This window comes from Sphingomonas sp. TZW2008 (genome assembly GCF_002117915.1).
Taxonomy (GTDB): Bacteria; Pseudomonadota; Alphaproteobacteria; order Sphingomonadales; family Sphingomonadaceae; genus Sphingomonas.
In genome coordinates this window covers 153,754-177,605 of sequence record NZ_BDJB01000004.1, presented here as the reverse complement: position 1 = coordinate 177,605, position 23,852 = coordinate 153,754, and the positions used below count along the sequence as shown (strand labels likewise).

Sequence of the window (23,852 nt, the reverse complement as noted above, 5' to 3'; positions counted from 1 at the left end):
TCGCCGCGGTCGTTCGCGATCAGGCGAGCATATCGTCGTCGCTGGCGGCGAGAACGCGCCCCATCGCGTCGAACAGATTGTCCATCGCCACCGGTTTGAAGATCACGTCGTTCGCGCCGGCGGCGAGACACCGCTCGCGCAGATCCGCGGCGATATCGGCGGTGACCACGATGATCGGCACCCGCCCCTTGGCATCGCCGCGCGCGCGGATGTGCTTGATCGCGGTAATGCCGTCCATGCCGGGCATGCGCAGATCGACGAGCAGCATGTCAAAATCTTGCGTGTCGAGGATCCGCAGCCCCTCCTCCGCACTCTCCGCTTCGGTCATCGACGCGCCGGCCACGTCGAGCATATCGCGAACGACCCGGCGGTTCATCCGATCGTCCTCGATGAAGAGCACGTTCATCGCCGTTGGCCGGCAGGAGCAGCTATTCGTTTCATGGCCGTCACTATTATCGTCTCAAGCCGCTTTGTGCACAAGCGATGACTCACTCGGTTCGTCGCCAAACACCGCATCCACTAGTAGATTTTTACTAATCGGACGAGCGATGAAGCGGTCGATACCGGCGGCGGCCAGCGTCGCGCGCTCGTCGCCGTCGAGCGCTGGCCCGAGCAGGACCAGCGTCGTTCGAGGGTACTGCGCAGCAACATCGGCGACCAACGCGGCCGGATCGGCGCCGGCGCGCAGCGTCGCATCGTCGAACAGGATCGTCCGCGGCGTGGCGACGCGCAGCGCGTCGTCGATCTCCACCTTCGTCGCGGCAAAGGTGACGCTGCCGGCGACGGGGCCGAACAGCGCCTTGAACATCGCGCGGCTGATCGGGTTGCGGTCGACGACGAGGATGCCGGCGGCGTCATTGGCGGGCGCAACATCGGGGGAGACGACCGCCTCGTACGGCAGATCGAGGACGAAGGTCGCTCCCTCGCCTTCGCGGCTCGTCACCGAAACGTCGCCGCCCATCGCACGCGACAGGTTGCGGCAAATGGACAGGCCGAGCCCCGTCCCGCCGAACTGCCGCGTCGTTCCGGCGTCCGCTTGCCGGAACGCCTCGAAGATCAGCTCGTGCTTGTCGGGGGCGATGCCGATTCCGGTGTCAGCCACCGACAGGCGCCAGCGACCGCCGTCGATCACTCCCCGGACGACGATAGTGCCCGCCGCGGTGAACTTCACCGCGTTCGACAGGAGGTTGAACACGATCTGCCGTAGCCGCGTCGGGTCCGTAACCGCCCAGTCGGGCCCGGCGGACAGATCAAGCGTGAACGACAGCCCCTTGGCGCGTGCCTGATCCTCCCACATCCGCGCCGCCTCCGCGATCGTGCGGCGCACGTCGGCTGGCGCCTGCTCGATCGTCATCCTCCCCGTTTCCATCTTGGCGACGTCGAGGATGTCGTCAACCAGCGCGCGCATCGTCACGCCGGCGCCGTGGACGACCGACAGGCGATCGCGCGTCGCGCTGTCGGTCTTCGGATCGGCGAGCATCACCTGCGTCATGCCGAGGATGCCGTTGAGCGGGGTGCGGATCTCGTGGCTCGTCGTGGCGAGGAACTCGGTCTTTGCCGCCAGCGCCTTGCCAAGCTTGGTGTTCGACACCGCGAGCGCGTCGCGACTGCGACGCAGCGTGAAAAGGCCGAAGCCGAGTAGGGCAATGATCAGCGCCGTCGCGCCCGCGACGCCGAGGAAAATCAGGCGCTGGGTTCGCGCACGCGCCTGTTCGAAGGCAACGCTCTTCTGCAGGTCCGCGGCTTTCAGCTCTGAGATGCGCAGTTCCTGGTTGGCGAAATCGAAGCGCGCGCCCGCGATCGCCGCGGCGGTCGAGCGAACGGTGGCCGTCGCCTGATCGTCGAGCCGCTTCAACGCGGCGAGATGCGGCAAGGCGCGATCGCTGAGCCCAAGCCCGGCATAGATGCGGTAGGCGACGTCGTGCGCCGGCCGATCGGGCAGCAGCGTGGCGGTGAGATCGGTCTTGGCGAAGCGCTGCTCAATCAGCTGCCGCGCCCGCGCGATCTGCCCGCGCTCGAACGCCGCCTGCGCTGCAAGCGCGACAAAAATCGGCCGATACGCCGCGGCGTCAGGCCGATTGGTGAGATCGAGCCCCTGCGCGATCGTCCGGTCGGCAGCACGCAGGTCGCGGCGCGCAAGCCGCACGTCGGCGACGTTGCTAAGGATCAGCGCGTAGAGCAGCGGGCTCTTCATCTCGCGCGCGATGCCCAGAGCCCGCTCCAGCTCGATCGACGCCTCCCGCAGGCGGCCGAGTTCCTTGAGCGCCGTGCCGCGACCATTGTGGATCGCCACCAGCAGCCCGCGATCGGCGCGATAAGCCTCGATTGCCTCGCTGAAGTAGCGCAGCGCTCCCTCGTGGTCGTTGCCATTGGCGTGGACGAGCGCAATCATGATCAGCGCCTTGGCCTGACTGCGCGTGTCGCCGGAGCGGACGAACAGGTCATGAGCCTGCCGCAAATCAGCCAACGCCCGCGCCACCGCGCCAGCGGCGCTGAGCACGCCGCCTTCGGACAGGAGAATGTCAGCATGCAGCTGCGAGCCGGGCGCGGCAACTTCGACCAGCTTCAGCGCCGAGGCAAGCAGAGGGCGGGCGCGCTCCAGTTCGACGATGCGGCTATATCCCTCGCCCAGCAGCCACAATGCCGTCGCTTCCATTTGCGGCGATCCAGCACGCTTTCCGTACGTCAGGGCCTCGCGCGCGCCGGCGATTGCCTGGTTGGGATCGGCCAGCATTTGGGCTTTGATCTTCGCCGTCATCGCCTCGAAGCGCTGGTCCGTCCCAGCGCGAGAAACGGGGGCCGCCGCGAGCAATAGCGGTATCACTAGCAGACCTGCCAGACGCAGGCGGCGCGACCTCACCCGCGCTTCCATACCGTGGCGAGCCGATTAAACGAAGCGCGCGTGTCCTGCGGCGCCTGGTGGTGCCGATCTTCGTCCAAAAAGGTTTCCAGCGCATCGATCGCGATCGGTCGGCTGATCAGAAAGCCCTGCACCATGTCGCAGCCCATGACGGTGAGGAGGGCGAGCGATGCATGCGTCTCTACCCCTTCCGCAACAACCTCCATCTCCAGCGCGTGCGCCAGATCGATCGTCGAACGAACGATCAGCGGGTCGCGATTCGTACTGGTCAGTTGCGTGACGAACAGCTTGTCGATCTTCAGCTCGCGCGCGGGAAGCTGCTTGAGATAGGCAAGACTCGACAGGCCGGCGCCGTAATCATCAATCGCGATGACGATGCCGATGTCGGCGAAGCGCTGCAGGTTCGCGATCGCGGATTGCGGATCGCGGATCACCGAGGTTTCGGTCACCTCGAACCCGAGCTTGGCGTCGGCCTCCGCCACCAGCCGACAGGCGGCCTGGACGAAGGCGGCGTCTGAGAGCAGCTGCCCGGAGATATTGATGAAGATCCGCAGATCGTGGCCGCCCGCCTGCAGACGTCGCTGATCGGCGATCGCGCGGCGGATCGTCCACAAGGTCAAGAGGTCGATTACCCCGCCATCTTCGGCAGCGGCGATGAAATCTCCCGGTAGCACCAGGCCACGCTCCGGATGGCGCCAGCGAAGCAGCGCTTCCGCACTGCAGACCTCCTGGCGTCGCACGTTGATCTTCGGCTGATAGAGGAGCAGCAACTGATCTTCGTCGACTGCGACGCGCAGCTCGTCGACGAGCCGGCGCGCCTCGCGCCCGCCCGGTCCGGTGACGTCGTGCGTAACCGGCGACTGCAGTGCGCGCGCCTCCGACAGTGCGGCCTCGGCTTCCTCGATCAGCCGCACCTCGTCGACCTGAGTCGCGCGGCCGATCGCGGCGCCGAAGACGATCTCGAGCCGATGCTGCTCGCCATCGAGGTCGAATGGCGGCTCGCACGCGCGGCGCAGCGCATCGATAGTCCGATCAACCTCCTCGGCGAAGTCGCCCTCGAACGAGAGCTCGATCAGATCGCGTCCCGCCAGCGCGAAGCGCAAGCCCGGCATCGCGGCGCCGAGGCGATTGGTGACGTCGCCCACCAAGGTCTCGGCGCGGGCGCAGCCGACATGCCGCCGGAGCGCGGCGAAATTGTCGATCGCCGCGAGCACCAGGAATCGCCACGTCGGGCGATAGGCCGCGGTTTTCTGCGGCGCGATGCCCGCACGCCGCTGAGGCGCGGCGACGACGGCGATGGATCCTGGGACCGACATAGAAGCGACGCTAGCGCGCGAAGATTGAAGATACTCTTAAGCACGTCGTCCCGCTGCGGCACGGCGGCGTGCGCGAACAACCGATTGCGAAAAGGTAAATATCTTGTTAACTCAGATATGCGCCAACCGGCGCTAAAAAACCTAGGGAGTTCGTCATGCTCGCTTTCATTCTCGCGCTGATCTACGGCACCGAACTGAAGCCCTGGTAAGGGTTTAAGTTCAGGCCCGGTTTGGCGAGCGGCCCGTGGCTAGACGGGCGGCGCGCAAGGCCGGGCCACTTTGAGCTGCCAACGGATCTGCCGACAGCAGGCTCAGCAAAAAGCCCCGATCCGGCATGCCGGATCGAGGCTTTTTTAATGCCCGTCGAAGAGCGGTGAGGAATGCCGCGATCAGCGCAGGCTCTCGGCCACCGCCTCGTTGACGATACGGCCGCCCTGCACGTTCAGGCCCGCCTTCAATCCCGGATCGTCGTCGCACGCCGCCACACCCTTGTCGGCGAGCGCCAGACCATAGGGCAGCGTTGCGTTGTTGAGCGCGTGGCTCGACGTCAGCGGCACCGCGCCGGGCATGTTCGCGACGCAATAGTGGATCACGCCGTCGACTTCGTAGGTCGGGTCGGCGTGCGTCGTCGCATGGCTCGTCTCGAAACAGCCACCCTGGTCGATCGCGACATCGACCAGCACCGCTCGGCGCTTCATGTGACCGAGCATTGCGCGCGTCACCAGCTTCGGCGCGGAGGCGCCGGGGATGAGCACTGCGCCGATCACGGCATCAGCCTCGCTGATCTCGTGCTCGATCGCCTCCAGCGTCGAAACACGCGTACGCACGCGGCCCTGAAACAGCTCGTCGAGCTGGCGCAGCCGCGGGATCGAGCGATCGACGATCGTCACCTCCGCGCCCAGGCCGACCGCCATGCGTGCCGCATGCGTGCCGACCACACCGCCGCCGAGCACGACGATGCGCGCCGGCGCAACGCCTGGAACGCCGCCGAGTAGCACGCCGCGTCCGCCGTTATACGCCTTGAGCGCAGCGCCCGCCGCCTCGATCGACAGGCGGCCGGCGACTTCGCTCATCGGCGCGAGAAGCGGCAGCCCGCCGAAGCGGTCGGTTACCGTCTCATACGCGACGGCGGTCACGCCCGACGCCATCAGGCCCTTCGCCTGCTCGGGATCGGGAGCGAGGTGGAGATAGGTGAAGAGGATCTGGTCCTCGCGCAGCTGTACCCATTCGCTGGGCTGCGGTTCCTTGACCTTGACGATCATCTGCGCCTCGGCGAACACCTCCTGCGCCGTCGGCACGATCCGCGCGCCAGCGGCGACATAGGCCGCGTCGTCCGCGGCGATGCCAGTGCCGGCGCCGGTCTCGACCAGCACCTCATGGCCGTGCGCGGCATATTCACGCACCGCACCGGGGGTTAGGCCGACGCGATATTCGTGATTCTTGATTTCCTTGTTCACGCCGACGCGCATCACTGTCTCCTGGTATCAGGTGAAACCACATAGCGGCGCAGTGCTGCGCTTGCCAGAGGGCGCGACCGATCACGCGCGCGGGTGCGCGCCGCGATAGACGTCGAGCAGATGCGCCGCATCGACCGCGGTGTAGATCTGGGTCGAGCCGAGGCTGGCATGGCCGAGCAGTTCCTGCAGCGCGCGCAGATCCGCGCCGCGCCCCAGCAGGTGCGTCGCGAACGAGTGGCGCAGCGCGTGCGGCGTCGTGCGATCGGAGAGGCCAAGCGACGCACGCGCCGTCCGCACACTCGCGCGCACCACGCCGGGCGCGAGCGGCCCCCCGCGCAGCCCGAGGAACAGCGGGGTATCGCGCGCCAGCGGCCACGGCATCGCCGCGACATACGCCTCGATCGTTTCGCGAACCTGCGACAGCAGCGGCACGATGCGCATCTTGTCGCGCTTACCTGTCACGGTGATCGTCTCGCCGAGCGGCAGCACCGACGCGGTGAGCGCGAGCGCCTCGCCGATCCGCAGACCAGCACCATAAAGGAGCAGCAGCAGCGCCCAGTCGCGCTTGCCGACCCAATCGACGCGCGATCCGGCGGCGACTTCTTCGGCGAGCGCGATCGCCTCGTGCGGCGCGATCGGCCGCGGCACGCCCTTGCGCACGCGTGGCCCCTTCAACGCCGGCCGCCCGCCCTCTCCGTTCGCCCAGCCGAGGAAATCGCGCGCCGCCGACAGCTCGCGCGCCGCGGACGCGTTCGACAGGCCATCGCCGCGCCGTTGCGCCAAGAAGGCACGCAGATCGGACGCGGTAGTCGCCGACAGCGCTGCGCGATCGACGCCGCCCCCCCAGTGGTTACCAAGAAAGCTGATCAGCCGCGCCGCGGTGGCGCGATAGGCGCGGACGGTGTGAACCGAGCGGCGGCGATCGCGCAGCAAGTGAGCAGCATAAAGGTCGGGCAGATCTTCCACGCGGCGGGGTTTACCATTGCCTTTCCTCCGAGTCGCCTGCGCCCCATATGCCCGTGCGATGTCTCGCGCCCGTGTTCTCGTTCTCAATTCCGCCCTCGGTCCGCTCGATTATCGCGTGCCACACGGCATGGCGGTCGAGCCCGGCTCGATCGTGGTCGCGCCGCTCGGGCCGCGCCAGCTGCTCGGCGTGGTATGGGAGCCCGAGCGGTTGCCGTCGGACGCGGAGGTCGGCGACAACCGCCTGCGCAACCTGATGGGCGTCGCCAGCGTGCCGCCGCTGCGCCCGGCGCTGCGCCGGCTGGTCGAGTGGACCGCCGATTACTATCTCGCGCCGCCCGCCGCGGTGGTGCGCATGGCGCTGTCGTCGACCTCCGCGCTCGAAGGCGCGCGCGTCGTCACCGAATATCGCGCGACCGGCCTCGTTCCCGATCGGCTGACCCCGCAGCGCGCGCAGGCGCTGGAACGTATCGGCGACCGCCAGGGCTTGATCCGCGAACTGGCGACGATCGCCGACGTGTCTGACGGCGTCATCCGCGGCCTGTGCAAGATCGGCGCGATCGAACCGGTCGAGGTCGATATCGACAGCCCCTATCCCGTGCCCGATCCCGATCATGCGCCGCCGACGCTGTCCGACGATCAGCAGCTTGCCGCCGAGACGCTCGCCCGTGACGTCGCTGCGCGCGCGTTTCGGCCGACGCTGCTCGACGGGGTGACGGGATCGGGCAAGACCGAGGTCTATTTCGAAGCGGTGGCGGAGGCGATCCGCGCCGGGCGCCAAGTGCTGGTGCTGCTGCCCGAAATCGCGCTGACCGAGCCGTTCCTCAAGCGCTTCCACGATCGCTTCGGTTGCGAGCCAGTCGCGTGGCATTCGGGCCTGCGCTCCACCCAGCGTCGCCGCGCGTGGCGCGCGATCGCGAGCGGCGAGGCGCTGGTCACCGTCGGTGCGCGATCGGCGCTGTTCCTGCCGTATGCCAATCTCGGCCTTATCGTCGTCGACGAGGCGCACGAGACGAGTTTCAAGCAGGAGGACGGCGTCCATTACCATGCGCGCGACGTCGCAGTGATGCGCGGCAAGTTCGAGGAATGTCCGGTCATCCTCGCCTCGGCGACGCCGGCGATCGAGACGCGCCAGCAGGTCACACTCGGCAATTACGCCGAAGTCAAACTGCCCGGTCGGTACGGCGCGGCCGAACTGCCTGCGATCGAGCCGATCGACCTGCTCGAGCACAAGCCCGATCGTGGGCGGTGGATCGCGCCGCCGCTCGTCGTCGCGCTCGAGGAGACGCTCGCGCGCGGCGAGCAGTCGCTGCTTTTCCTCAACCGCCGCGGCTACGCGCCGCTCACCCTCTGCCGGCACTGCGGCCATCGCTTCCAATGCCCCAATTGCACCGCGTGGATGGTCGAGCACCGGCTGACGCGCCGGCTCGCGTGCCACCATTGCGGCCATATCGAGCCGATCCCGCGCGCCTGCCCCGAATGCGGCGAGGAGGACAGCCTGGTCGCGTGCGGGCCGGGCGTCGAGCGCATCGCCGACGAGGTGACTGCGCTGTTCCCCGAGGCGCGCGTCGCGATCGTCACGTCGGACACGATCTGGTCGCCGGCCAAGGCCGCCGAGTTCGTCGGCCGGATGGAGGCTGGCGCGATCGACATCGTCGTCGGCACGCAGCTCGTCACCAAGGGCTATCATTTCCCCAATTTGACACTGGTTGGCGTGATCGACGCCGATCTCGGGCTTGAGGGGGGCGACCTGCGTGCCGCCGAGCGAACCTTCCAGCAGATCCGCCAGGTATCGGGCCGTGCCGGACGCGGCGAGAAGCCGGGCCGAGTCTTCATCCAGACGCACAGCCCCGGCGCGCAGGTGATGCAGGCGCTGATTACCGGCGACGCCGACGCCTTCTACGCCGCCGAGATCGAGGCGCGGCAGGATGCCGGTGCGCCGCCGTTCGGCCGCTACGCCGCGATCATCGTGTCGAGCGAGGATCAGGGCTGCGCGAAGGACGTCGCGCAGGCGATCGGCCGCGCCGCGCCGCAGGTCGATGGCATGCACGTCTACGGCCCCGCCCCCGCCCCGCTTGCGATGCTGCGCGGTCGCCATCGCTTCCGGCTGCTCGTCCACGCGCGCCGCGCGCTCGACGTGCAGGACGTCATCCGTGGCTGGCTAGGCGGGCTCAACTGGCCCGCCAAGGTACGTGTCGCGGTGGACGTCGATCCCTACAGCTTCCTCTAGCGCCGCTGTTCCGCCGCCGCGAAGCGCGCTAAGCCGCGGCGATGCCAACGCTCGCGCTGCTCGTCATATCGAACGTCTTCATGACGACCGCGTGGTACTGGCATCTGAAAGGCGGGATGGCGAAACCGCTGCCGATCGTGATCCTGATCAGTTGGGGCATCGCCTTCGTCGAATATTGCTTTGCGGTGCCGGCCAACCGGATCGGTTTCGCGCACGGCTGGACGGGCGGCCAGCTCAAGATCACGCAGGAGGTAATCACGCTGCTGGTCTTCGGCGTCTTCTCGGTCGCCGTGCTCGGCGAGCAGCTCAGCTGGCGACATGCGGGCGCGTTCGCCTGCCTCGTCGGCGCCGCGGCGTTCATGTTCGCCGGGCGCAGCTGATCGGCCCGGCGGCCACCTTCAATCGAGGATATGCATCCACAGCGGCTCACCCGCCAGGCTCTGCGACCCGCGTAGCCGTTCCAGCGCCACCGCGACGTTCGCCTCGGGTGCCTCGTGCGTGACGATCGCGACCAGCGCGGTGCCGTCCGCCGCGGCCGCGCGCTGAATCAGGCTCTCGATCGACACGTTGGCGTCGCGCATCGCCGCTGCGATCTCGGCCAGCACGCCGACGCGATCGGCGACGGTGAAGCGCAGATAGGCGCGCCCGCGACGCTCGCCCTCCGCCGCCGCGGGCATGTCGGCAAGCGAGGCGGCGGGCATCGCGTAGGGCGGGCCGTATTCGCCGCGCGCGATGTCGATGAGATCGGCAACCACCGCGCTCGCGGTCGGCCCGTCACCCGCCCCCGCGCCCTGAAACAGCAGCCGGCCGACGAAATTGCCCTCGGCTACCACCGCGTTGGTCGATCCGGTGACGTGCGCCAGCGGATGATCGTTGGGCACCAGATGCGCATGGACGCGCTGGAACAACCCGCGCCCGTTCGCTTCCGCGATCCCAACCAGACGAACGCGATAACCCAGCGCCGCCGCCTCTGCGATGTCGGCCGCGATGACATGGCGGATGCCGCTTGCCGCTACCGAGCCGAAGGCCGGCTGCGTGCCGAACGCAATCGACGACAGGATCGACAGTTTGTGCGCGGCGTCCACCCCGTCGATGTCGAACGACGGATCGGCCTCCGCAAAGCCGCGCGCCTGAGCCTCGACGAGCACGTCGGCGAAGTCGCGTCCTTCGGCCTCCATCTTGCTCAAGATAAAATTGCACGTGCCGTTCAGGATGCCATAGACGCGGCTGATCGCATTCGCCGCTGCGCCCTCGCGTAACCCCTTGATGACCGGGATGCCGCCGGCGACCGCCGCCTCGAACTTGAGCGGCACGCTGACGCGTTCCGCCGCCTGCGCCAGTTCCAGCCCATGGTGCGCCAGCATCGCCTTGTTGGCGGTGACGAAACCTTTGTTCGCCGCCAGCGTGGCACGCGCCAGCGCCAGTGCCGGGCCATCGGCACCTCCGACCAGCTCGACGACCACGTCGGCGTCGCACCGCGCGAGCGCCGTCGTATCATCGACCCATTCGAAGCCCGACAGGTCGATGCCGCGATCCTTGTGGCGATCACGCGCCGATACCGCGACGACCTCAATCGGTCGCCCCGCGCGACGGGTGATGAGATCGCGGTTGGCTTCAAGCACGCGGATCACGCCGCCGCCGACGGTGCCCAATCCCGCCAATGCTACTCGCAACGCGTCCGCCATGCCGCCCCCTTGATCTGCGCGGCCAAGCGCCTACGGGGTCGAAGAAGCGCTGTCGATAGGGCGGTGCAAGGCCTCGATCGACGAGATTTGGACGCCTCCCCCCGCCCGGGGGATGCGGACGGGGTGTGCCCATTGCATCACGGGGCTGCGACCCAAGCCCCCGAACAAAGCGCGGGGGTGACTGGCCCGGCAACCGCGAAGGATTGCCGGGCCTTTTTTTACGCCGCCTTGGCGAAGACGAAGTCCTCGTCGACGGGATCGGTCGATGCAGGAAGAGCCTCGCCGCGTGCCCGTTCTGGCAATGTCGACGTGCGCGCTTCCGGGAACGCCAGGCGCGACACGAGGACGATGAGGCCGAGCGCCAGATAGCCGATCACGACGTTGATCGGCTGAATGACGAAGGCGCAGCCGAGCGCAAGTCGAAGCCAGAGCGGGTTGAAGCCGAAATCCTCCCCCAGCGCATTGCAGATGCCGAGCAGATTGTCCTTGGGGGCGGCAAGCTTGGTAGTCTGGCTGGTCATGTTCGGCTCCATCGTTTTGCACGGCCTCCGCCGCCATGCCAAACGCACTGCACCTACCGTGCCAAATCAGTTTATCCTGATTTGTGAGTGTCTTACACGTTGCCGAGTATCGACGCGCGAGTTTTCCAAAGTGCGTCACGCCAAAGTTTGGCGCAGTTTGCCATCTGTCTTTTCCTTGCGCTTCAGCAATATTGTGCAACACCGGGTGGATGACCGACCCTGCCAAGCCGCTCGCCGAACTCACGCTTCGCAGCGTCATTCTGGGCGGGATCATCACGCTGCTCTTCACCGCGGCGAACGTCTATCTCGGCCTCAAGGTCGGGCTCACCTTCGCGACGTCGATTCCGGCAGCGGTGATTTCTATGGCGATCCTGCGCCAATTCAGCGGATCGTCGATTCTTGAGAACAATATCGTCCAGACCATCGCCAGCGCGGCCGGCACGCTCGCAGCAATCATCTTCGTCCTTCCGGGTCTCGTCATCATTGGCTGGTGGCAAGGCTTTCCCTTTCTGCTGACGGCGGGGATCACCGCGCTGGGCGGCACCCTCGGCGTCATGTTCTCGGTACCGCTGCGCCGCGCGCTCGTGGTGGAGGGCGACCTGCCCTATCCGGAGGGTCGCGCAGCCGCCGAGGTGCTGCAGATCGGATCGGCCTCGAACGCGGGCGCGGCGGAGAGCGCCGCTGGGCTTCGGCTGCTAATCCTCGGCAGCGTCGCCGCCGCCGGCTTTGCGATCCTCACGCAGATGCGGCTCGCCGCGGCCGAGGTGGGTGGCTGGTTCCGCGTCGGCGCCGGCGCGAGCGGCGTATCGGGCGGGCTCTCGTTCGCGCTTTTCGGGGTTGGCCATCTGGTCGGCCTGTCGGTCGGGATCGCGCAGCTCGTCGGGCTCGTCACCGCCTGGTTCATCCTGCTGCCGATCCTCACCGCCGCGCAGCCTATGCCGGGAAGCGTGGAGGACTGGGGGGGCGCGATATTCCGCCAGGACGTGCGCTTCTTCGGCGCCGGCGTGATCGGCGTCGCGGCGGTGTGGACGCTGCTGCGCATCGCGCGCCCGGTGGTCGGCGGCGTCGTCTCGGCGCTCGCCGCCAGCAGGGCGCGCCACTCGGGCGAAACGCTCGCGCTGCAGGAAAAGGATCTGCCGATCGGCGTCGTCGCGGGCGTCGCGATGGCGCTGCTGGTGCCGATCGCGTGGCTGCTGTGGAGCGTCGCATCGGTCGGCCCGATCGCCGGTTCGGCGGCAGTGCTGGTTGGCGGTGCGCTGGTCTTCGTCGTCGTCATCGGACTGATGATCGCGGCGGTGACCGGCTATATGGCCGGGTTGATCGGCGCGTCGAACTCGCCCGTGTCGGGGATCGGCATCCTCTCAATCATCGCCGCCTCCTTGCTGCTCGTCGGACTGTTCGGCCGCGATCTGCCGCCGGATACCACCGCTGCGCTTGTCGCCTACGCGCTGATCGTCACCGGTCTGGTATTCGGCATCGCCACGATCGCGAACGACAATCTGCAGGATCTGAAGACGGGACAGCTCGTCGGCGCGACGCCGTGGAAGCAGCAGATGGCGCTGGTGATCGGCGTAATCTTCGGCTCGATCGTGGTGCCGCCCGTCCTCGACCTGCTCAACACCGCCTTCGGCTTCGCCGGTGCGCCGGGGGCGGGGCCGAACGCCCTGGCCGCGCCGCAGGCGGGGCTCATTTCCTCGCTCGCCAAGGGTGTGCTCGGGGGCGACCTCAACTGGTCGATGCTGCGCTGGGGCGCGCTTGCGGGTGCGATCTTCGTCGTGATCGACGAACTGCTGGGTAAGCTCGGCCGGATGCGCCTGCCGCCGCTCGCGATCGGGATCGCGATCTATCTGCCGATGGCGGTGATCCTGCCGGTCGTGCTCGGCGCCTTTGTCGGCGCGTTCTACGATCGCTGGGCGCGTCGCACTGCTGATCCCGTGCGTGCCGAGCGGATGGGAACATTGGTCGCGACCGGCATGATCGTCGGCGAGAGCCTGTGGGGTGTCGCCTTCGCCGGCATCGTCGCCGTCTCGAGCAGCGACGCACCGCTGGCGGTGGTCGGCGAAGGCTTCGCGCCGCTCGCGGCGGCCGGCGGCGCGCTGCTGTTCGCCGTGCTGATCGCGTGGCTCTACCGCACGACGCGCCGCGCCGCCGTCACATCCGCGCGATCAGCTGCTTGATATCGACGAAGGCGAAGCCCACCGAACTATCCGCGATGCCGTAGGGCATGAACAGTTTGTCGCCATGCCGCATCGCGCCGCAGGTATAGACGACGTTGGGCACATAGCCCTCGCGGTCCTGATCCGCCGCGGCCAGGATCGGCTCGCGCGTCCGCCCGAGTACTTTCGACGGATCGTTCTTGTCGAGCAGCGCCGCCCCGATCGAATATTTGCGCATCGCGCCGACACCGTGCGTCAGCAGCAGCCAGCCCTCGTCGACCTCAATCGGTGGACCGCAATTGCCGATCTGCACCAGTTCCCACGGGAACACCGGCGTCAGGATAAGATCACCGTCGTCCCAGTGATCGAGCCGATCGGAGCGCAGCAGATAAAGGTTCTCGCCGTCCTGCCGGCCGATCGACAGATACTCTCCGTTCACCGTTCGGGGGAACAAGGCGATCCCCTTGTTGCGCGCCGCCGTACCCGTCATCGGCACGAGGTCGAAGCTGCGGAAATCACGCGTGCGGAGCAGCTCGGACTGAATCTTGGCGCCGTTATACGCGGTATAGGTGCCGAGCCACTCGATCGTGCCGTCGTCGTGCGTGAAATGGACGAGGCGTAGGTCTTCCAGCCCCTTCGACTGCGCTTCGGTGATCGGGAAGATCACCGTGCCCGACAGCGTCGAATCGCGATGGCGATGCACCGTGATCGGTCCGCTCGGCATCTCTTCGCCGTCGATCCCAGGCGCGTCGGCGGCGGTCGCGAAGGGCGGCTCGGGCGCGAGGCGCAATTCATTGTCCTCACCGATGATGCCTTCACGGAACGCGACGGACGAGATGTGCCCCTCTCCCACCGCACGCAGGCTCATCAGAATGCGCTGGGCGCCCGGCGGCATGCCCGACTGGTCGAAATGCGGCACCGCACTCGGGTTCATCAGCGCGGCGGCGGCGTAGCTGTATTCATGACAGAAATAGGCACCGATCAGCTGCCGCTTCTCGTCGCCGATGTTGCTGCCATCGAGCCCCATCTGCTCGGCCATGTCGTCGTAGCGCGTCATGAACACGCGGCGCGTCTGCCAGTGGCGCGCCTCGAAATCCTTGAGCACCGCCGCGAGCTGATCGCTCGCCTCGCGCGGCGACATCTCGAGCACTTCGGCGATCATGCGTTCCGCACGGCTCTGCCCCTGCCCGTTGGTGGCCGACCACGGAATGTGGAACGGACGTACCACGACGCGCGAAGGATCGGCGTGCAGCCGAAGCTGATGGTTGAACAGGTCCAAGAAAGCCTCGCGTTGTCGTCAGCAGTCGACGCGCTGAGGCAAGCGGGGCTTACGCGACAGCGCGGTCGGCCCCTGCCACGCCTTGGGTCGCCTTTGATAGCCCCGAAATCGCACAGCTCGACAATTGCAGCGCCAGGATCGACTCGGCACCCTGATTGCGATTGAGGCCCGTCGGCATCAGGCCATCGAAACAGCCGCCATCGTGCATCGTCGCGAGCGGCAGATCGAGATCGTTGCGGCCGAGATACCAGCCGTAAGCACGCTCTGCCTCGTCGCGCCAGCGCTGCTCGCCGGTCGCCGCAAAGGCTGCGCAGCATGCGTCGATCGTCGCCTGCGCCTCGAGCGGCTGCTGGTCGAACGGCAGCGGCTCAGCATAGGGCCGTCCGAAGCTTTCCGAGCCGACCGCGCGGAAATGACCGGCGGGGCTCTTCTGCCGACTGATGATCCACTCGAGCGTCTCGACGCCAACTGCGATCAGGTCGCGGCGGTTGAGCGCCATGCCGGCGCGGATCAGCCCCTCGGGCAGGCGCGCATTGTCATAGGCAAGAACGATCTCGAACCACACCCAGTTCGGCCGCCGCGCCTCGTCGAGCAAGGCGACATGCTGGTCGGGGAAGCGTTCAAGGATCGAACGGGCAAGCTGGTGGCCGGGCGAGGCCTCGAGCATCGCCGCCGCGCCGAGCATCGCGAACGCCTGCGCGCGCGGGCTGCCAAGCTCCAGCGCGAGGCTAGCCGTGGTGTCGAACATCATCGTCGCCCAGTCGCGATGCTTGCGCGTCCGCGCGTCGCGCGCCGTCACGCCGAGCGACCAGAGCGCGCGGCCGTTAGAGTCCTCTGATCCGCAATCCTCACACCATGTGCGGTCGTAGTTCATGAAGTTACGGAAGCGCCGCTTGTCAGGATTCCAAGCATATTGAACGAACGAGGCGTAGATCGTCGTCCACTTGTCGCGTGCGGTCTCGTCGAGATCGTCAACGGCGCTCATCAGGATCAGCGCGCGGGCGTTGTCGTCGATGCAATAGCCGTGGCGTCGATCGGGCACCGAATAGATCGAGTGCTGGAGCATGCCGGTCGCGTCGCTCATCCGCTCGACCGCGGCGATGTCGGGCGCCAGCACCTTGAGCGCGCTCGACGGGACGATCCGCTTCGGCTGGCCGTCGACGATCGCCTCAAGTTCGCCCATCGCCCGCTCGGCGACACGCGACCAAGTCATCGTGCGGCCACGTGCATAGGCGCGCGACGACAGCCGCATGCGGTTGCGCTCGCTGCCGAGCAGGTCGTTGATCTCGCGCGAGAATGCTGCCGAGTCACGGAAATCGACGAGCACGCCGTGGCCATCCGCCAGTATCTCGGTCGCATGGACATAGGGCGTCGAAATAACCGCCTTGCCAACGCCGATCGCGTAGGACAGCGTGCCGCTCGTGATCTGCGCGGGGTTGAGATACGGCGTGACGTAGATGTCCGCCGCCTGGAGATAGTCGATCAGATCGTCCTGCTCGACGAACGCGTCGATGAAGGCAACATTGTCGGCCACGCCCTTATCGGCGGCGAGCGCCTTCAGGCTATCACGATACTTCTCGCCCTCGTGCGCCACGAGGTTGGGATGTGTCGCGCCTAGAACGACGTACATCGCGTCAGGATGCTGCGCGACAACCGCCGGCAGCGCCTCGATCACCGTCTCGATCCCCTTGCCAGGGGCGAGCAACCCGAACGTCAGGATAACCTGCCGCCCCTGCCACCCGAACCGCGGCTTGAATGCGGCAGGCTCGGCAAAGACGCGATCGGGCACGCCGTGCGGGATGTTGACGATCGATCGCAAGTTCGCGCCGTAGACGCGGGTTAGGATCTCGCGCCCCCGCTCTGCCATGACGACGATCTTCGCCGCGCGGCGCAACAGCGCTTCCATCACGACGCGCTCGTCGTGACTTGGCTTTTCGAGCACGGTGTGAAGCGTCACGATGAGCGGCAGCGTGGTTCGATCCAGCAGCGCAAGGATATGCTCGCCCGCCGGCCCGCCATAGATGCCATACTCGTGCTGCAACCAAATCGCCTGCGCACCCGATGCCTCGATCTGCCGTGCCGTATCGAGATAGGCGCCAAGATCGTTCTGTGCGATCGTGCCCGTTACCGCGTCAGGATAGCTGTATCGACCCGGATGATCGTCCATCGCGTAGACGTCCACGGTGAGGTCGGGAAAGCGACCCTTCAACGCGTTGAACGTGTCGGTCGTGAATGTCGCGAGGCCGCACTTGCGCGGCAAGAAGTTACCGATGAGGGCAAGGTGGCCAACGCCGATCGCCTGTGCCTTTTTGTCCATCGTTCAATGCCTTCGCTAACACACCCATTCACGGGTTATTCAGCGGGACAACCGGTGGGGCCGCAGTTGGTTGCACGCTTTGTTGCGATGCAACAACGTCAAATCGCTAATTTCGGTCAGCCGCGCCCGCGGTAGGATGGAACGCCTTGATCCGGCAGCCACAGATCGGCTGGCGGCGCCGCGTTCTGCCAGAATACGTCGATCGGAATGCCGCCGCGCGGGTACCAATAGCCGCCGATACGCAACCACCGCGGCGCCATCTCTACAACGAGACGCTCGCCGATACCGACGGTGCAATCCTCGTGAAACGCGGCATGGTTGCGGAAGCTGCCGAGGAACAGCTTGAGCGACTTCGATTCGACGATCGTGTCGCCGGGCACGTAGTCGATCACGATGTGTGCGAAGTCGGGCTGGCCGGTCACCGGGCACAGCGATGTGAATTCGGGCGCCACGAACCGCACGAGGTAGGTGCGACCGAGGCGTGGGTTGGGGACGTAATCGAGCACTGCTTCTTCCGGCGTCGCGGGAAGCGCGCTGGTCTGTCCGAGATGAAGTGTCATGACGTGTCAGATAGTGGCGCATGCCGCGCTGCGCCAGCGACACGCTGGGCTACGGCAGGCAATACCGAGACGGGGCTTCAATCCCGGCGCCGATGCCGGCTAATGGTGGAGGATGACCCCGCTCGTTTCCACCCAATGGCTCGCCGACGCGCTCGATGCGCGCGATGTCCGCGTCGCCGATGCCAGCTGGTACCTGCCGACCGAAGCACGCGATGCGCGCGCCGACTTCGAAGTGGCGCACATCCCCGGCGCCGTCTTCCTCGATCTGGCCGATCTGGCGAATACGACGTCGGACCTACCGATGATGCTGCCACCGCCGGAAAAGTTCGCCAGCCGGATGACGAAGCTCGGGCTCGGCGATGGCACGCGCATCATCCTCTACGATGATTCCCCGCACCATACCGCCGCCCGCGGATGGGCGATGCTGCGAAGCTTCGGCGTGAGCGACGTGGCACTGCTCGATGGCGGCCTTGCCAAGTGGCGCGCGGAGGGTCGCCCGATCGCGCAGGGACCTATCGAAGCGAAACCGCGACACGTCACGGTTCGTGCACGGGGGGCGGGGATCGCAGATCTGGCGGACATGAAGGCGGCGCAGGCGACGCGCGACACGCAGATCGTAGACGCGCGATCGCCCGGCCGCTTCGCCGGCGCCGAGGCCGAGCCGCGACCTGGCGTCGTGCCCGGCCATATCCCGGGCGCGATCAACCTTCACTATGCCACCTTCTTCAACACGGACGGCACGTGGAAGGAGGTTGACCAACTGGCATCGGTATTCGTCGATGCCGGCATCGATCTCGATCGCCCACTAGTTGCGACATGCGGTTCCGGCGTGACCGCGGCGGTGATCGCCTTTGCCGCGCATCTTCTCGGGCAAACGGTGCCGATCTACGACGGCAGCTGGGCCGAATGGGGCAGCGATCCGACGACGCCCAAGGAGACTGGCCCATGAGCGACGATCGGCCGATCCGCGATGCCACCCGCGTCGTCGCCGCCGGGCGTCGCGCCGAATGGACGCAGGGCATCGTCAACCCGCCGGTGTGGCGCGCCTCGACGCACCTCTACGGCTCGGTCGCCGAGCTGCGCGCCGCAAGTGGCCGCGAGACGCATCATCGCCTGTTCTACGGCCGTCGCGGCAGCCCGACGCAGTGGAGTTTGGCCGATGCACTGACCGAGCTCGAGCCCGGCGCCGAGGCGACCTTTCTCTATCCGTCCGGCGTAGCCGCGATCGCCGCGGCGTTGCTATCGGTGCTGTCGCCCGGCGACGAATTGCTACTCGCCGACACGGCGTACGACCCGACGCGGGCGATGGCAGACGGCCTGCTGCGGCGCTTCGGCATCACGACGCGCTACTACGATCCGCTGGCCGGCAGCGGCATTGTCGACCTGATCGGCGAGCGGACGCGTGCCATCTTCATGGAAAGCCCCGGCAGCCTCACTTTCGAAGTGCAGGACGTGCCCGCGATCGTCGCCGCGGCAAAGGCGCGCGGCGTCACGACACTGCTCGACAACACCTGGGCGACGCCGCTCAACTTCCGCGCGATCGGCCTCGGCGTCGATCTGTCGATCCTCGCCTGCACGAAGTACGTCGTCGGCCATTCGGACGTGATGCTCGGCAGCGTCACCGCCGCGCCGTCGCACTGGCGCAAGCTGCGCGATACCAGCTTTCAATTGGGACAGGTCGCCAGCCCCGACGATGCATGGCTCGCGTCGCGCGGACTGCGCACGATGGCGGTGCGGATGGCCCAGCACCAGTCGAGCGCCCTCCAGATCGCGGAATGGCTGAAAGAGCAGCCCGAAGTCGCGCAGGTCCTGCACCCCGCCCTCGCCTCGTCACCAGCACACGACATCTTCCGACGGGACTTCACCGGATCGAGCGGCCTCTTCTCGTTCGTCCTCGACGGCGGCAACGAGGCAGCACGTGCCGCGCTGATCGACGGGCTCGACCATTTCGGCATCGGTTATTCGTGGGGTGGATTCGAGAGCTTGGCGCTGCCGGTCGATCCGCAGCGCTATCGCACGGCGACGACGCCGCATTTCGCAGGGCCGCTCGTGCGATTGCAGATCGGGCTCGAAGACCCGGCGGATCTAATCGCCGATCTTGAACGCGGGCTCGCTAGGTATCGTGAGGCGCTGAGACGGTAGTAACGTTCCAGGTCGGCGCACGGCACGAGTTGAGCAATCCGCCAACACAGTCGCCCGCCCGCTCCGGACGCTGCTGCCATCAACTCGACGGTCGCGGCGCGGAGACGGTAACGGGTCGCCGCGGAAGCTGCACACGCACCGATACGCTGGTGTTCTTGGCGCTGATCGTCGCGGAAATAGTGATGGTCATGAGGCGAGCCCTCCGGGTGTGTAAATGCACCGGCAAACCATACGTCAGACGCGCGCTCGCACCGGCATGAACACCTACGAAACGGTGCAAATTCAAGCTGGAACATCCGCGATCGGTTGTAAGAACGCCACGTGAACGAACCGCGAGCAACCTCTGTCCGCATCGAGCTTCGCGGTATGCATGCCTGCTTCCGGCGGCCGGAGTTCGTTGACGATCTCATTAGCTACGATGTCATCTCGCCTCGGCAGCGAAGCGCCTTCTATCGGCCATCAGCACGCGTCCGGATACGCAGTGGAGCGTTCGCCGCCTCTGGGTACAGCGTCCCATCGCGTTCGAATGGCTGACGATGAAGACGGCGCGCGGGGAGAAGCGTGCCTTGGTGCTACGCGACGTCGCTTATACGCTCGATGCCGATTTGGTTTCGGCGGTCGCGGACAACGTCATCGCTGAGCAAAGCAACGATCGCGCGCATCTAGGTCTCACCGACTTCAAGGCCGACTTATCGATGGTAGATAGCAGCGCGCCGCCCCGAACCGCCTACGGCGGAAAAGGGAAAATTGACCTTGGCTGGATGATCCACGATCTCGATGGCCGCGGCCGATCACGCGCGCGTTATTTTCGCGCCGAGATGATCAACGGCCTGATCGATTTTGATAAGAGCCGCCCGCTCGAACTGGTCAGCTAGGCCGGCAAGCCGCTGGTAAGTGAAACGGGGTGCCGGTATCAGGCGGCGTGCTCGGCCAGCACGGTCAGCCCGCGCGCATTCACCTCCGCGAACCCGCCGCGGATCGCGATCGTCTCCGCCGCGCCGCCAGCAGTGCGCTGGATCAGCAGATCGCCGTCGCGAATCGTCGACATCAGCGGGGCGTGGCCTTCGAGAACGCCGAAATTACCCTCGGTCCCGGGCACGGTGACCATATAAACCTCCTCGCTGCGGACGAGGCGTTCGGGCGTGACGAGTTCGAAGTGCAGCATGTCTGTGTCTCACTTCCCTACGCCGAGGCGAAGGGCGGGAAAGGGCTTCCGGCGGCGGGATCAAAGCCAAACGGCCGATCCCGCCGGCCAGCAATCCCCGAACCCGTACCGGTTCGGGGGTCGCAGCGCGGGTTCAGGCTTCCTGCGCCAGCTTCTCGGCCTTGGCGACGACGTCGTCGATGCCGCCGACCATGTAGAATGCCGCCTCGGGCAGGTGATCGTACTCGCCGTTCACCACCGCCTTGAACGAGCGCACCGTGTCCTCGATCTGCACGAACTTGCCGTCGATGCCGGTGAAGACCTCCGCAACGTGGAACGGCTGCGACAGGAACTTCTGGATCTTGCGCGCGCGGCTGACGGTCAGCTTATCCTCTTCGGAGAGCTCGTCCATGCCGAGGATCGCGATGATGTCCTGCAGCGACTTGTACTTCTGCAGGATCGTCTGCACGGCGCGTGCGGTCTCATAATGCTCCTGGCCGACGACGCGCGGCTCGAGCACGCGGCTGGTCGAATCGAGCGGATCGACCGCCGGATAGATGCCAAGCTCCGAAATCGCGCGGTTGAGCACGGTCGTCGCGTCCAAGTGGGCGAACGACGTCGCCGGCGCCGGATCGGTCAGATCGTCCGCAGGCACGTACACCGCCTGCACCGAGGTGATCGAGCCCTTGTTGGTCGAGGTGATGCGCTCCTGCAGCGCGCCCATGTCGGTCGACAGCGTCGGCTGGTAGCCCACGGCCGACGGAATACGGCCGAGCAGCGCCGACACCTCTGCGCCCGCCTGGGTAAAGCGGAAGATGTTATCGACGAAGAACAGCACGTCCTGGCCTTCAACGTCGCGGAAATACTCAGCGATCGTCAGGCCCGACAGCGCGACACGCGCACGCGCGCCCGGTGGCTCGTTCATCTGGCCGAACACCAGCGCAACCTTCGAACCCTCGCTCTGCGGGTTGCCATCGGCGTCCTTGGCGATGACGCCCGCGTCGAGGAACTCGTGGTAGAGATCGTTGCCCTCGCGCGTACGCTCACCCACGCCGGCGAACACCGAGGTGCCACCGTGGCCCTTGGCGATGTTGTTGATCAGCTCCTGGATGAGCACCGTCTTGCCGACGCCTGCACCGCCGAACAGGCCGATCTTGCCGCCCTTCGCGTAGGGCGCGAGCAGGTCGATTACCTTGATACCGGTGACCAGGATCGAGCTCTCGGTCGACTGGTCGACGAACAAGGGCGCCGAGGCGTGGATCGGCGCGTGATGCGCCGAGTTGACCGGGCCGCGCTCGTCGATCGGCTCGCCGATGACGTTGAGAATGCGACCAAGCGTCGCCGGACCGACGGGCACAGTGATCTGCGCGCCGGTATCGGTCACGTTCTGGCCGCGGGTCAGACCCTCGGTCGAGTCCATCGCGATCGTGCGAACAGTGTTTTCGCCGAGGTGCTGCGCGACCTCAAGCACCAGCCGCTGGCCGTTGTTGCTCGTTTCCAAGGCCGACAGGATCGCCGGCAGGTGGTCCTGCTCGAACGTCACGTCGACCACGGCGCCGATCACCTGGCTGATCCGGCCGACTTTGTTGCTGCCCGAAATGGTCGGGCGCTCTTCGAGAACGGTGGCCATCTTGCTTCTACCTTCTTCGTCGTACCTGCGAATGCAGGGGGTGTCTTGGTCGTCGGTCCGCCGGGTGTCAGCCCGTCGCCGGCTCGGTACCATTCAATATAGGCGTGGCGCGCGAGAACGTCACCGTCAGGCGGCGCTCGCGCGGGGTCGTCTCGCGCTGCACGGCATAGTTCGCGCCCGCTTTCAGCGATCCTGTCGGCCGCTTGCGCCCGTGGATCGCCTCCACTGCGGTGTCGCCGCCGGTGACGCCGAGCTGGGCGAGTGCCTGCTTCATCCACGCGTCGAACTGGTCGCGCGCCTGCTGATCGTTCGATCGCGCCGGCTCGACGAGAACGAAGGCCACGCGCTTAAGCGACCCCTTGTCGCCCGCCGCGGAAAAATGCGCCATCACCGGATCGGGGGCGGAAGGATCGGTCAGTGCGGTCGGCACAGCGTCCGAACGCCACTCATCGCCCTTCTGCTCGTACGGACCGGGTCGCAGGCCAATTCGGCTGAAGTTGTCGATCGACTTCTGCGGGTTCGCGAACACGCCGCTCCACGTGCCGCCGGCCAGACTCGGCGACGCGAATGCAGTCTTGCCCGCGGCCTTGTCCTTCGCCGCCTGCTCGCCCGCGACGGGCGCACCGGTGCATCCCGCCGCGGCAAGCGCCGCCAACAGCAGGATGCCCGTGCGAATCACAGTGCCTCGGCGCCCGAAATGATCTCGACCAGCTCGGTCGTGATCGCCGCCTGCCGCGCGCGATTGTACTGGATCGACAGCTTCTTGATCATGTCGCCGGCGTTGCGCGTCGCATTGTCCATCGCGGTCATGCGGCTGCCCTGCTCGGACGCAGCATTCTCCAGCATCGCGCGGAAAATCTGGATCGCGACATTGCGCGGCAGCAGATCGGCGAGGATTGCCTCCTCGTCGGGCTCGTACTCGACCGCGGCGCCACCGTCGTTCGGCGCATCGACCGTCGCGGTAGGCACCGGGACGGGAATGATCTGCTGCCCGGTCGGGATCTGCACCAGCGCCGACTGGAACTTGGCGTAGAACAGATGCGCCACGTCGAACTCGCCGCGCAGGTAGCTGGCGATCAGATCGTCCGCCACTTCGCGCGCCTGGTCGAACCCAAGCACCTTATGCTGGCCGAGTTCATGGTCGGCGGCGATCGCATCGGGATAGAAGCGGCGCAGCACGCGGCCCTTCTTGCCGGCGAGGTAGAAGCGCACCGTCTTGCCCGCGGCCTCCAGCTCTTCCGCCTTCTTCCGTGCCGCGCGCACGATGTTGGTGTTGAACGCACCCGCCAGGCCGCGCTCTGACGTCACGACGACGAGCAGATGCACCTGATCGCGGCCGGTACCGGCGAGCAGCGGCGAACTGCCCTCCGTCACGCCGACCTTCGAGGCGAGGCTCGCCATCACCGCTTCCAGCCGCTCGGCATACGGACGACCGGCAACCGCCGCCTCCTGCGCACGGCGCAGCTTGGCCGCCGCGACCATCTTCATCGCCTTGGTGATCTTCTGCGTCGACTTCACCGAGCCGATGCGGATCTTGAGGGCCTTGAGGCTTGCCATTCGTATCCTCTTGTCGTCACGCCAAGCCTTGCCCG

The 23,852-nt window shown here is 66.7% G+C and carries 21 protein-coding genes; 7 read left to right on the top strand and 14 right to left on the bottom strand.

The window, feature by feature from the left end:
* Positions 1 to 19 precede the first annotated feature (19 nt).
* From B7L05_RS05630 to B7L05_RS05610, 5 genes are all read right to left on the bottom strand, one after another.
* Positions 20 to 406, bottom strand: coding sequence for a response regulator (locus tag B7L05_RS05630; RefSeq protein WP_085809285.1), 387 nt, complete (start codon positions 404 to 406; stop codon positions 20 to 22).
* Positions 407 to 460: 54 nt separating this feature from the next.
* Positions 461 to 2,758, bottom strand: coding sequence for an ATP-binding protein (locus tag B7L05_RS05625; RefSeq protein ID WP_179187132.1), 2,298 nt, complete (start codon positions 2,756 to 2,758; stop codon positions 461 to 463).
* Positions 2,759 to 2,856: 98 nt separating this feature from the next.
* Positions 2,857 to 4,176, bottom strand: coding sequence for an EAL domain-containing protein (locus tag B7L05_RS05620; RefSeq protein ID WP_085809284.1), 1,320 nt, complete (start codon positions 4,174 to 4,176; stop codon positions 2,857 to 2,859).
* Positions 4,177 to 4,565: 389 nt separating this feature from the next.
* On the bottom strand, positions 4,566 to 5,645 hold the full coding sequence (gene ald / locus B7L05_RS05615) for an alanine dehydrogenase (RefSeq protein WP_085809282.1): 1,080 nt from the start codon (positions 5,643 to 5,645) through the stop codon (positions 4,566 to 4,568).
* Positions 5,646 to 5,714: 69 nt separating this feature from the next.
* Positions 5,715 to 6,599, bottom strand: a complete 885-nt coding sequence (locus B7L05_RS05610) for a tyrosine-type recombinase/integrase (protein WP_085809281.1) — start codon at positions 6,597 to 6,599, stop codon at positions 5,715 to 5,717.
* 58 nt (positions 6,600 to 6,657) lie between these two features.
* On the opposite strand from B7L05_RS05610, the gene B7L05_RS05605 reads away from it, so the two are divergent.
* Both B7L05_RS05605 and B7L05_RS05600 read left to right on the top strand, forming a co-directional pair.
* The gene (locus B7L05_RS05605; protein ID WP_085809280.1) at positions 6,658 to 8,826 is read left to right on the top strand and encodes a primosomal protein N'; all 2,169 of its coding nucleotides are present in this window, start codon (positions 6,658 to 6,660) and stop codon (positions 8,824 to 8,826) included.
* 41 nt (positions 8,827 to 8,867) lie between these two features.
* On the top strand, positions 8,868 to 9,206 hold the full coding sequence (locus B7L05_RS05600) for a DMT family protein (protein WP_085809279.1): 339 nt from the start codon (positions 8,868 to 8,870) through the stop codon (positions 9,204 to 9,206).
* Positions 9,207 to 9,224: 18 nt separating this feature from the next.
* Here the strand turns inward: B7L05_RS05600 and B7L05_RS05595 are convergent, their stop codons facing one another.
* The gene (locus B7L05_RS05595) at positions 9,225 to 10,511 is read right to left on the bottom strand and encodes a homoserine dehydrogenase (protein WP_085809278.1); all 1,287 of its coding nucleotides are present in this window, start codon (positions 10,509 to 10,511) and stop codon (positions 9,225 to 9,227) included.
* A gap of 218 nt (positions 10,512 to 10,729) precedes the next feature.
* The gene (locus B7L05_RS05590; RefSeq protein WP_144037151.1) at positions 10,730 to 11,032 is read right to left on the bottom strand and encodes a PspC domain-containing protein; all 303 of its coding nucleotides are present in this window, start codon (positions 11,030 to 11,032) and stop codon (positions 10,730 to 10,732) included.
* Between the two features lie 209 nt (positions 11,033 to 11,241).
* Between B7L05_RS05590 and B7L05_RS05585 the strand changes: the two genes are divergently transcribed.
* On the top strand, positions 11,242 to 13,209 hold the full coding sequence (locus tag B7L05_RS05585) for an OPT family oligopeptide transporter (protein ID WP_085809275.1): 1,968 nt from the start codon (positions 11,242 to 11,244) through the stop codon (positions 13,207 to 13,209).
* Here the strand turns inward: B7L05_RS05585 and B7L05_RS05580 are convergent.
* The 3 genes from B7L05_RS05580 to queF all read right to left on the bottom strand — a co-directional run bounded on the left by B7L05_RS05580 (position 13,184) and on the right by queF (position 17,344).
* Positions 13,184 to 14,467, bottom strand: a complete 1,284-nt coding sequence (locus B7L05_RS05580) for a glycoside hydrolase family 130 protein (RefSeq protein WP_085809273.1) — start codon at positions 14,465 to 14,467, stop codon at positions 13,184 to 13,186. The two genes, B7L05_RS05585 and B7L05_RS05580, sit on opposite strands and share 26 nt — an antisense overlap.
* 49 nt (positions 14,468 to 14,516) lie before the next feature.
* Positions 14,517 to 16,784, bottom strand: coding sequence for a glycosyltransferase family 4 protein (locus B7L05_RS05575; RefSeq protein ID WP_085809272.1), 2,268 nt, complete (start codon positions 16,782 to 16,784; stop codon positions 14,517 to 14,519).
* A gap of 116 nt (positions 16,785 to 16,900) precedes the next feature.
* Entirely contained in the window at positions 16,901 to 17,344 is a 444-nt protein-coding gene (gene queF, locus B7L05_RS05570; protein ID WP_085809270.1) for a preQ(1) synthase, read from the bottom strand.
* 112 nt (positions 17,345 to 17,456) lie between these two features.
* On the opposite strand from queF, the gene B7L05_RS05565 reads away from it, so the two are divergent.
* From B7L05_RS05565 to B7L05_RS05555, 4 genes are all read left to right on the top strand, one after another.
* Positions 17,457 to 18,293, top strand: a complete 837-nt coding sequence (locus B7L05_RS05565; RefSeq protein WP_085809269.1) for a sulfurtransferase — start codon at positions 17,457 to 17,459, stop codon at positions 18,291 to 18,293.
* Positions 18,290 to 19,486, top strand: coding sequence for a cystathionine beta-lyase (gene metC / locus B7L05_RS05560; RefSeq protein WP_085809268.1), 1,197 nt, complete (start codon positions 18,290 to 18,292; stop codon positions 19,484 to 19,486). The genes B7L05_RS05565 and metC overlap by 4 nt, the downstream gene beginning before the upstream one ends.
* 321 nt (positions 19,487 to 19,807) lie before the next feature.
* On the top strand, positions 19,808 to 20,020 hold the full coding sequence (gene cas5 / locus B7L05_RS17865; protein WP_144037150.1) for a CRISPR-associated protein Cas5: 213 nt from the start codon (positions 19,808 to 19,810) through the stop codon (positions 20,018 to 20,020).
* A gap of 2 nt (positions 20,021 to 20,022) precedes the next feature.
* On the top strand, positions 20,023 to 20,361 hold the full coding sequence (locus B7L05_RS05555) for a hypothetical protein (protein WP_085809267.1): 339 nt from the start codon (positions 20,023 to 20,025) through the stop codon (positions 20,359 to 20,361).
* Positions 20,362 to 20,399: 38 nt separating this feature from the next.
* Here the strand turns inward: B7L05_RS05555 and B7L05_RS05550 are convergent, their stop codons facing one another.
* From B7L05_RS05550 to B7L05_RS05535, 4 genes are all read right to left on the bottom strand, one after another.
* A complete protein-coding gene (locus B7L05_RS05550; protein ID WP_085809265.1) occupies positions 20,400 to 20,651 on the bottom strand; it encodes an ATP synthase F1 subunit epsilon in 252 nt (83 codons plus the stop codon).
* 133 nt (positions 20,652 to 20,784) lie between these two features.
* Positions 20,785 to 22,260: a F0F1 ATP synthase subunit beta gene (atpD, locus tag B7L05_RS05545; protein WP_085809264.1), complete on the bottom strand. Its 1,476-nt coding sequence runs from the start codon at positions 22,258 to 22,260 to the stop codon at positions 20,785 to 20,787.
* A gap of 67 nt (positions 22,261 to 22,327) precedes the next feature.
* Positions 22,328 to 22,939, bottom strand: coding sequence for a hypothetical protein (locus B7L05_RS05540; protein ID WP_085809263.1), 612 nt, complete (start codon positions 22,937 to 22,939; stop codon positions 22,328 to 22,330).
* Positions 22,936 to 23,817, bottom strand: a complete 882-nt coding sequence (locus B7L05_RS05535) for a F0F1 ATP synthase subunit gamma (protein WP_085809262.1) — start codon at positions 23,815 to 23,817, stop codon at positions 22,936 to 22,938. The genes B7L05_RS05540 and B7L05_RS05535 overlap by 4 nt, the downstream gene beginning before the upstream one ends.
* Positions 23,818 to 23,852 lie beyond the last annotated feature (35 nt).

Excerpts from the sequence above, each read along its gene's own strand:
- B7L05_RS05630 (WP_085809285.1), bottom strand. The coding sequence starts at position 406 with ATGAACGTGCTCTTCATCGAGGACGATCGGATGAACCGCCGGGTCGTT.
- B7L05_RS05625 (WP_179187132.1), bottom strand. The coding sequence starts at position 2,758 with ATGACGGCGAAGATCAAAGCCCAAATGCTGGCCGATCCCAACCAGGCA.
- B7L05_RS05620 (WP_085809284.1), bottom strand. The coding sequence starts at position 4,176 with ATGTCGGTCCCAGGATCCATCGCCGTCGTCGCCGCGCCTCAGCGGCGT.
- ald (WP_085809282.1), bottom strand. The coding sequence starts at position 5,645 with ATGCGCGTCGGCGTGAACAAGGAAATCAAGAATCACGAATATCGCGTC.
- B7L05_RS05605 (WP_085809280.1), top strand. The coding sequence starts at position 6,658 with ATGTCTCGCGCCCGTGTTCTCGTTCTCAATTCCGCCCTCGGTCCGCTC.
- B7L05_RS05600 (WP_085809279.1), top strand. The coding sequence starts at position 8,868 with ATGCCAACGCTCGCGCTGCTCGTCATATCGAACGTCTTCATGACGACC.
- B7L05_RS05595 (WP_085809278.1), bottom strand. The coding sequence starts at position 10,511 with ATGGCGGACGCGTTGCGAGTAGCATTGGCGGGATTGGGCACCGTCGGC.
- B7L05_RS05590 (WP_144037151.1), bottom strand. The coding sequence starts at position 11,032 with ATGACCAGCCAGACTACCAAGCTTGCCGCCCCCAAGGACAATCTGCTC.
- B7L05_RS05585 (WP_085809275.1), top strand. The coding sequence starts at position 11,242 with ATGACCGACCCTGCCAAGCCGCTCGCCGAACTCACGCTTCGCAGCGTC.
- B7L05_RS05575 (WP_085809272.1), bottom strand. The coding sequence starts at position 16,784 with ATGGACAAAAAGGCACAGGCGATCGGCGTTGGCCACCTTGCCCTCATC.
- queF (WP_085809270.1), bottom strand. The coding sequence starts at position 17,344 with ATGACACTTCATCTCGGACAGACCAGCGCGCTTCCCGCGACGCCGGAA.
- B7L05_RS05565 (WP_085809269.1), top strand. The coding sequence starts at position 17,457 with ATGACCCCGCTCGTTTCCACCCAATGGCTCGCCGACGCGCTCGATGCG.
- metC (WP_085809268.1), top strand. The coding sequence starts at position 18,290 with ATGAGCGACGATCGGCCGATCCGCGATGCCACCCGCGTCGTCGCCGCC.
- B7L05_RS05555 (WP_085809267.1), top strand. The coding sequence starts at position 20,023 with ATGAAGACGGCGCGCGGGGAGAAGCGTGCCTTGGTGCTACGCGACGTC.
- B7L05_RS05550 (WP_085809265.1), bottom strand. The coding sequence starts at position 20,651 with ATGCTGCACTTCGAACTCGTCACGCCCGAACGCCTCGTCCGCAGCGAG.
- atpD (WP_085809264.1), bottom strand. The coding sequence starts at position 22,260 with ATGGCCACCGTTCTCGAAGAGCGCCCGACCATTTCGGGCAGCAACAAA.
- B7L05_RS05535 (WP_085809262.1), bottom strand. The coding sequence starts at position 23,817 with ATGGCAAGCCTCAAGGCCCTCAAGATCCGCATCGGCTCGGTGAAGTCG.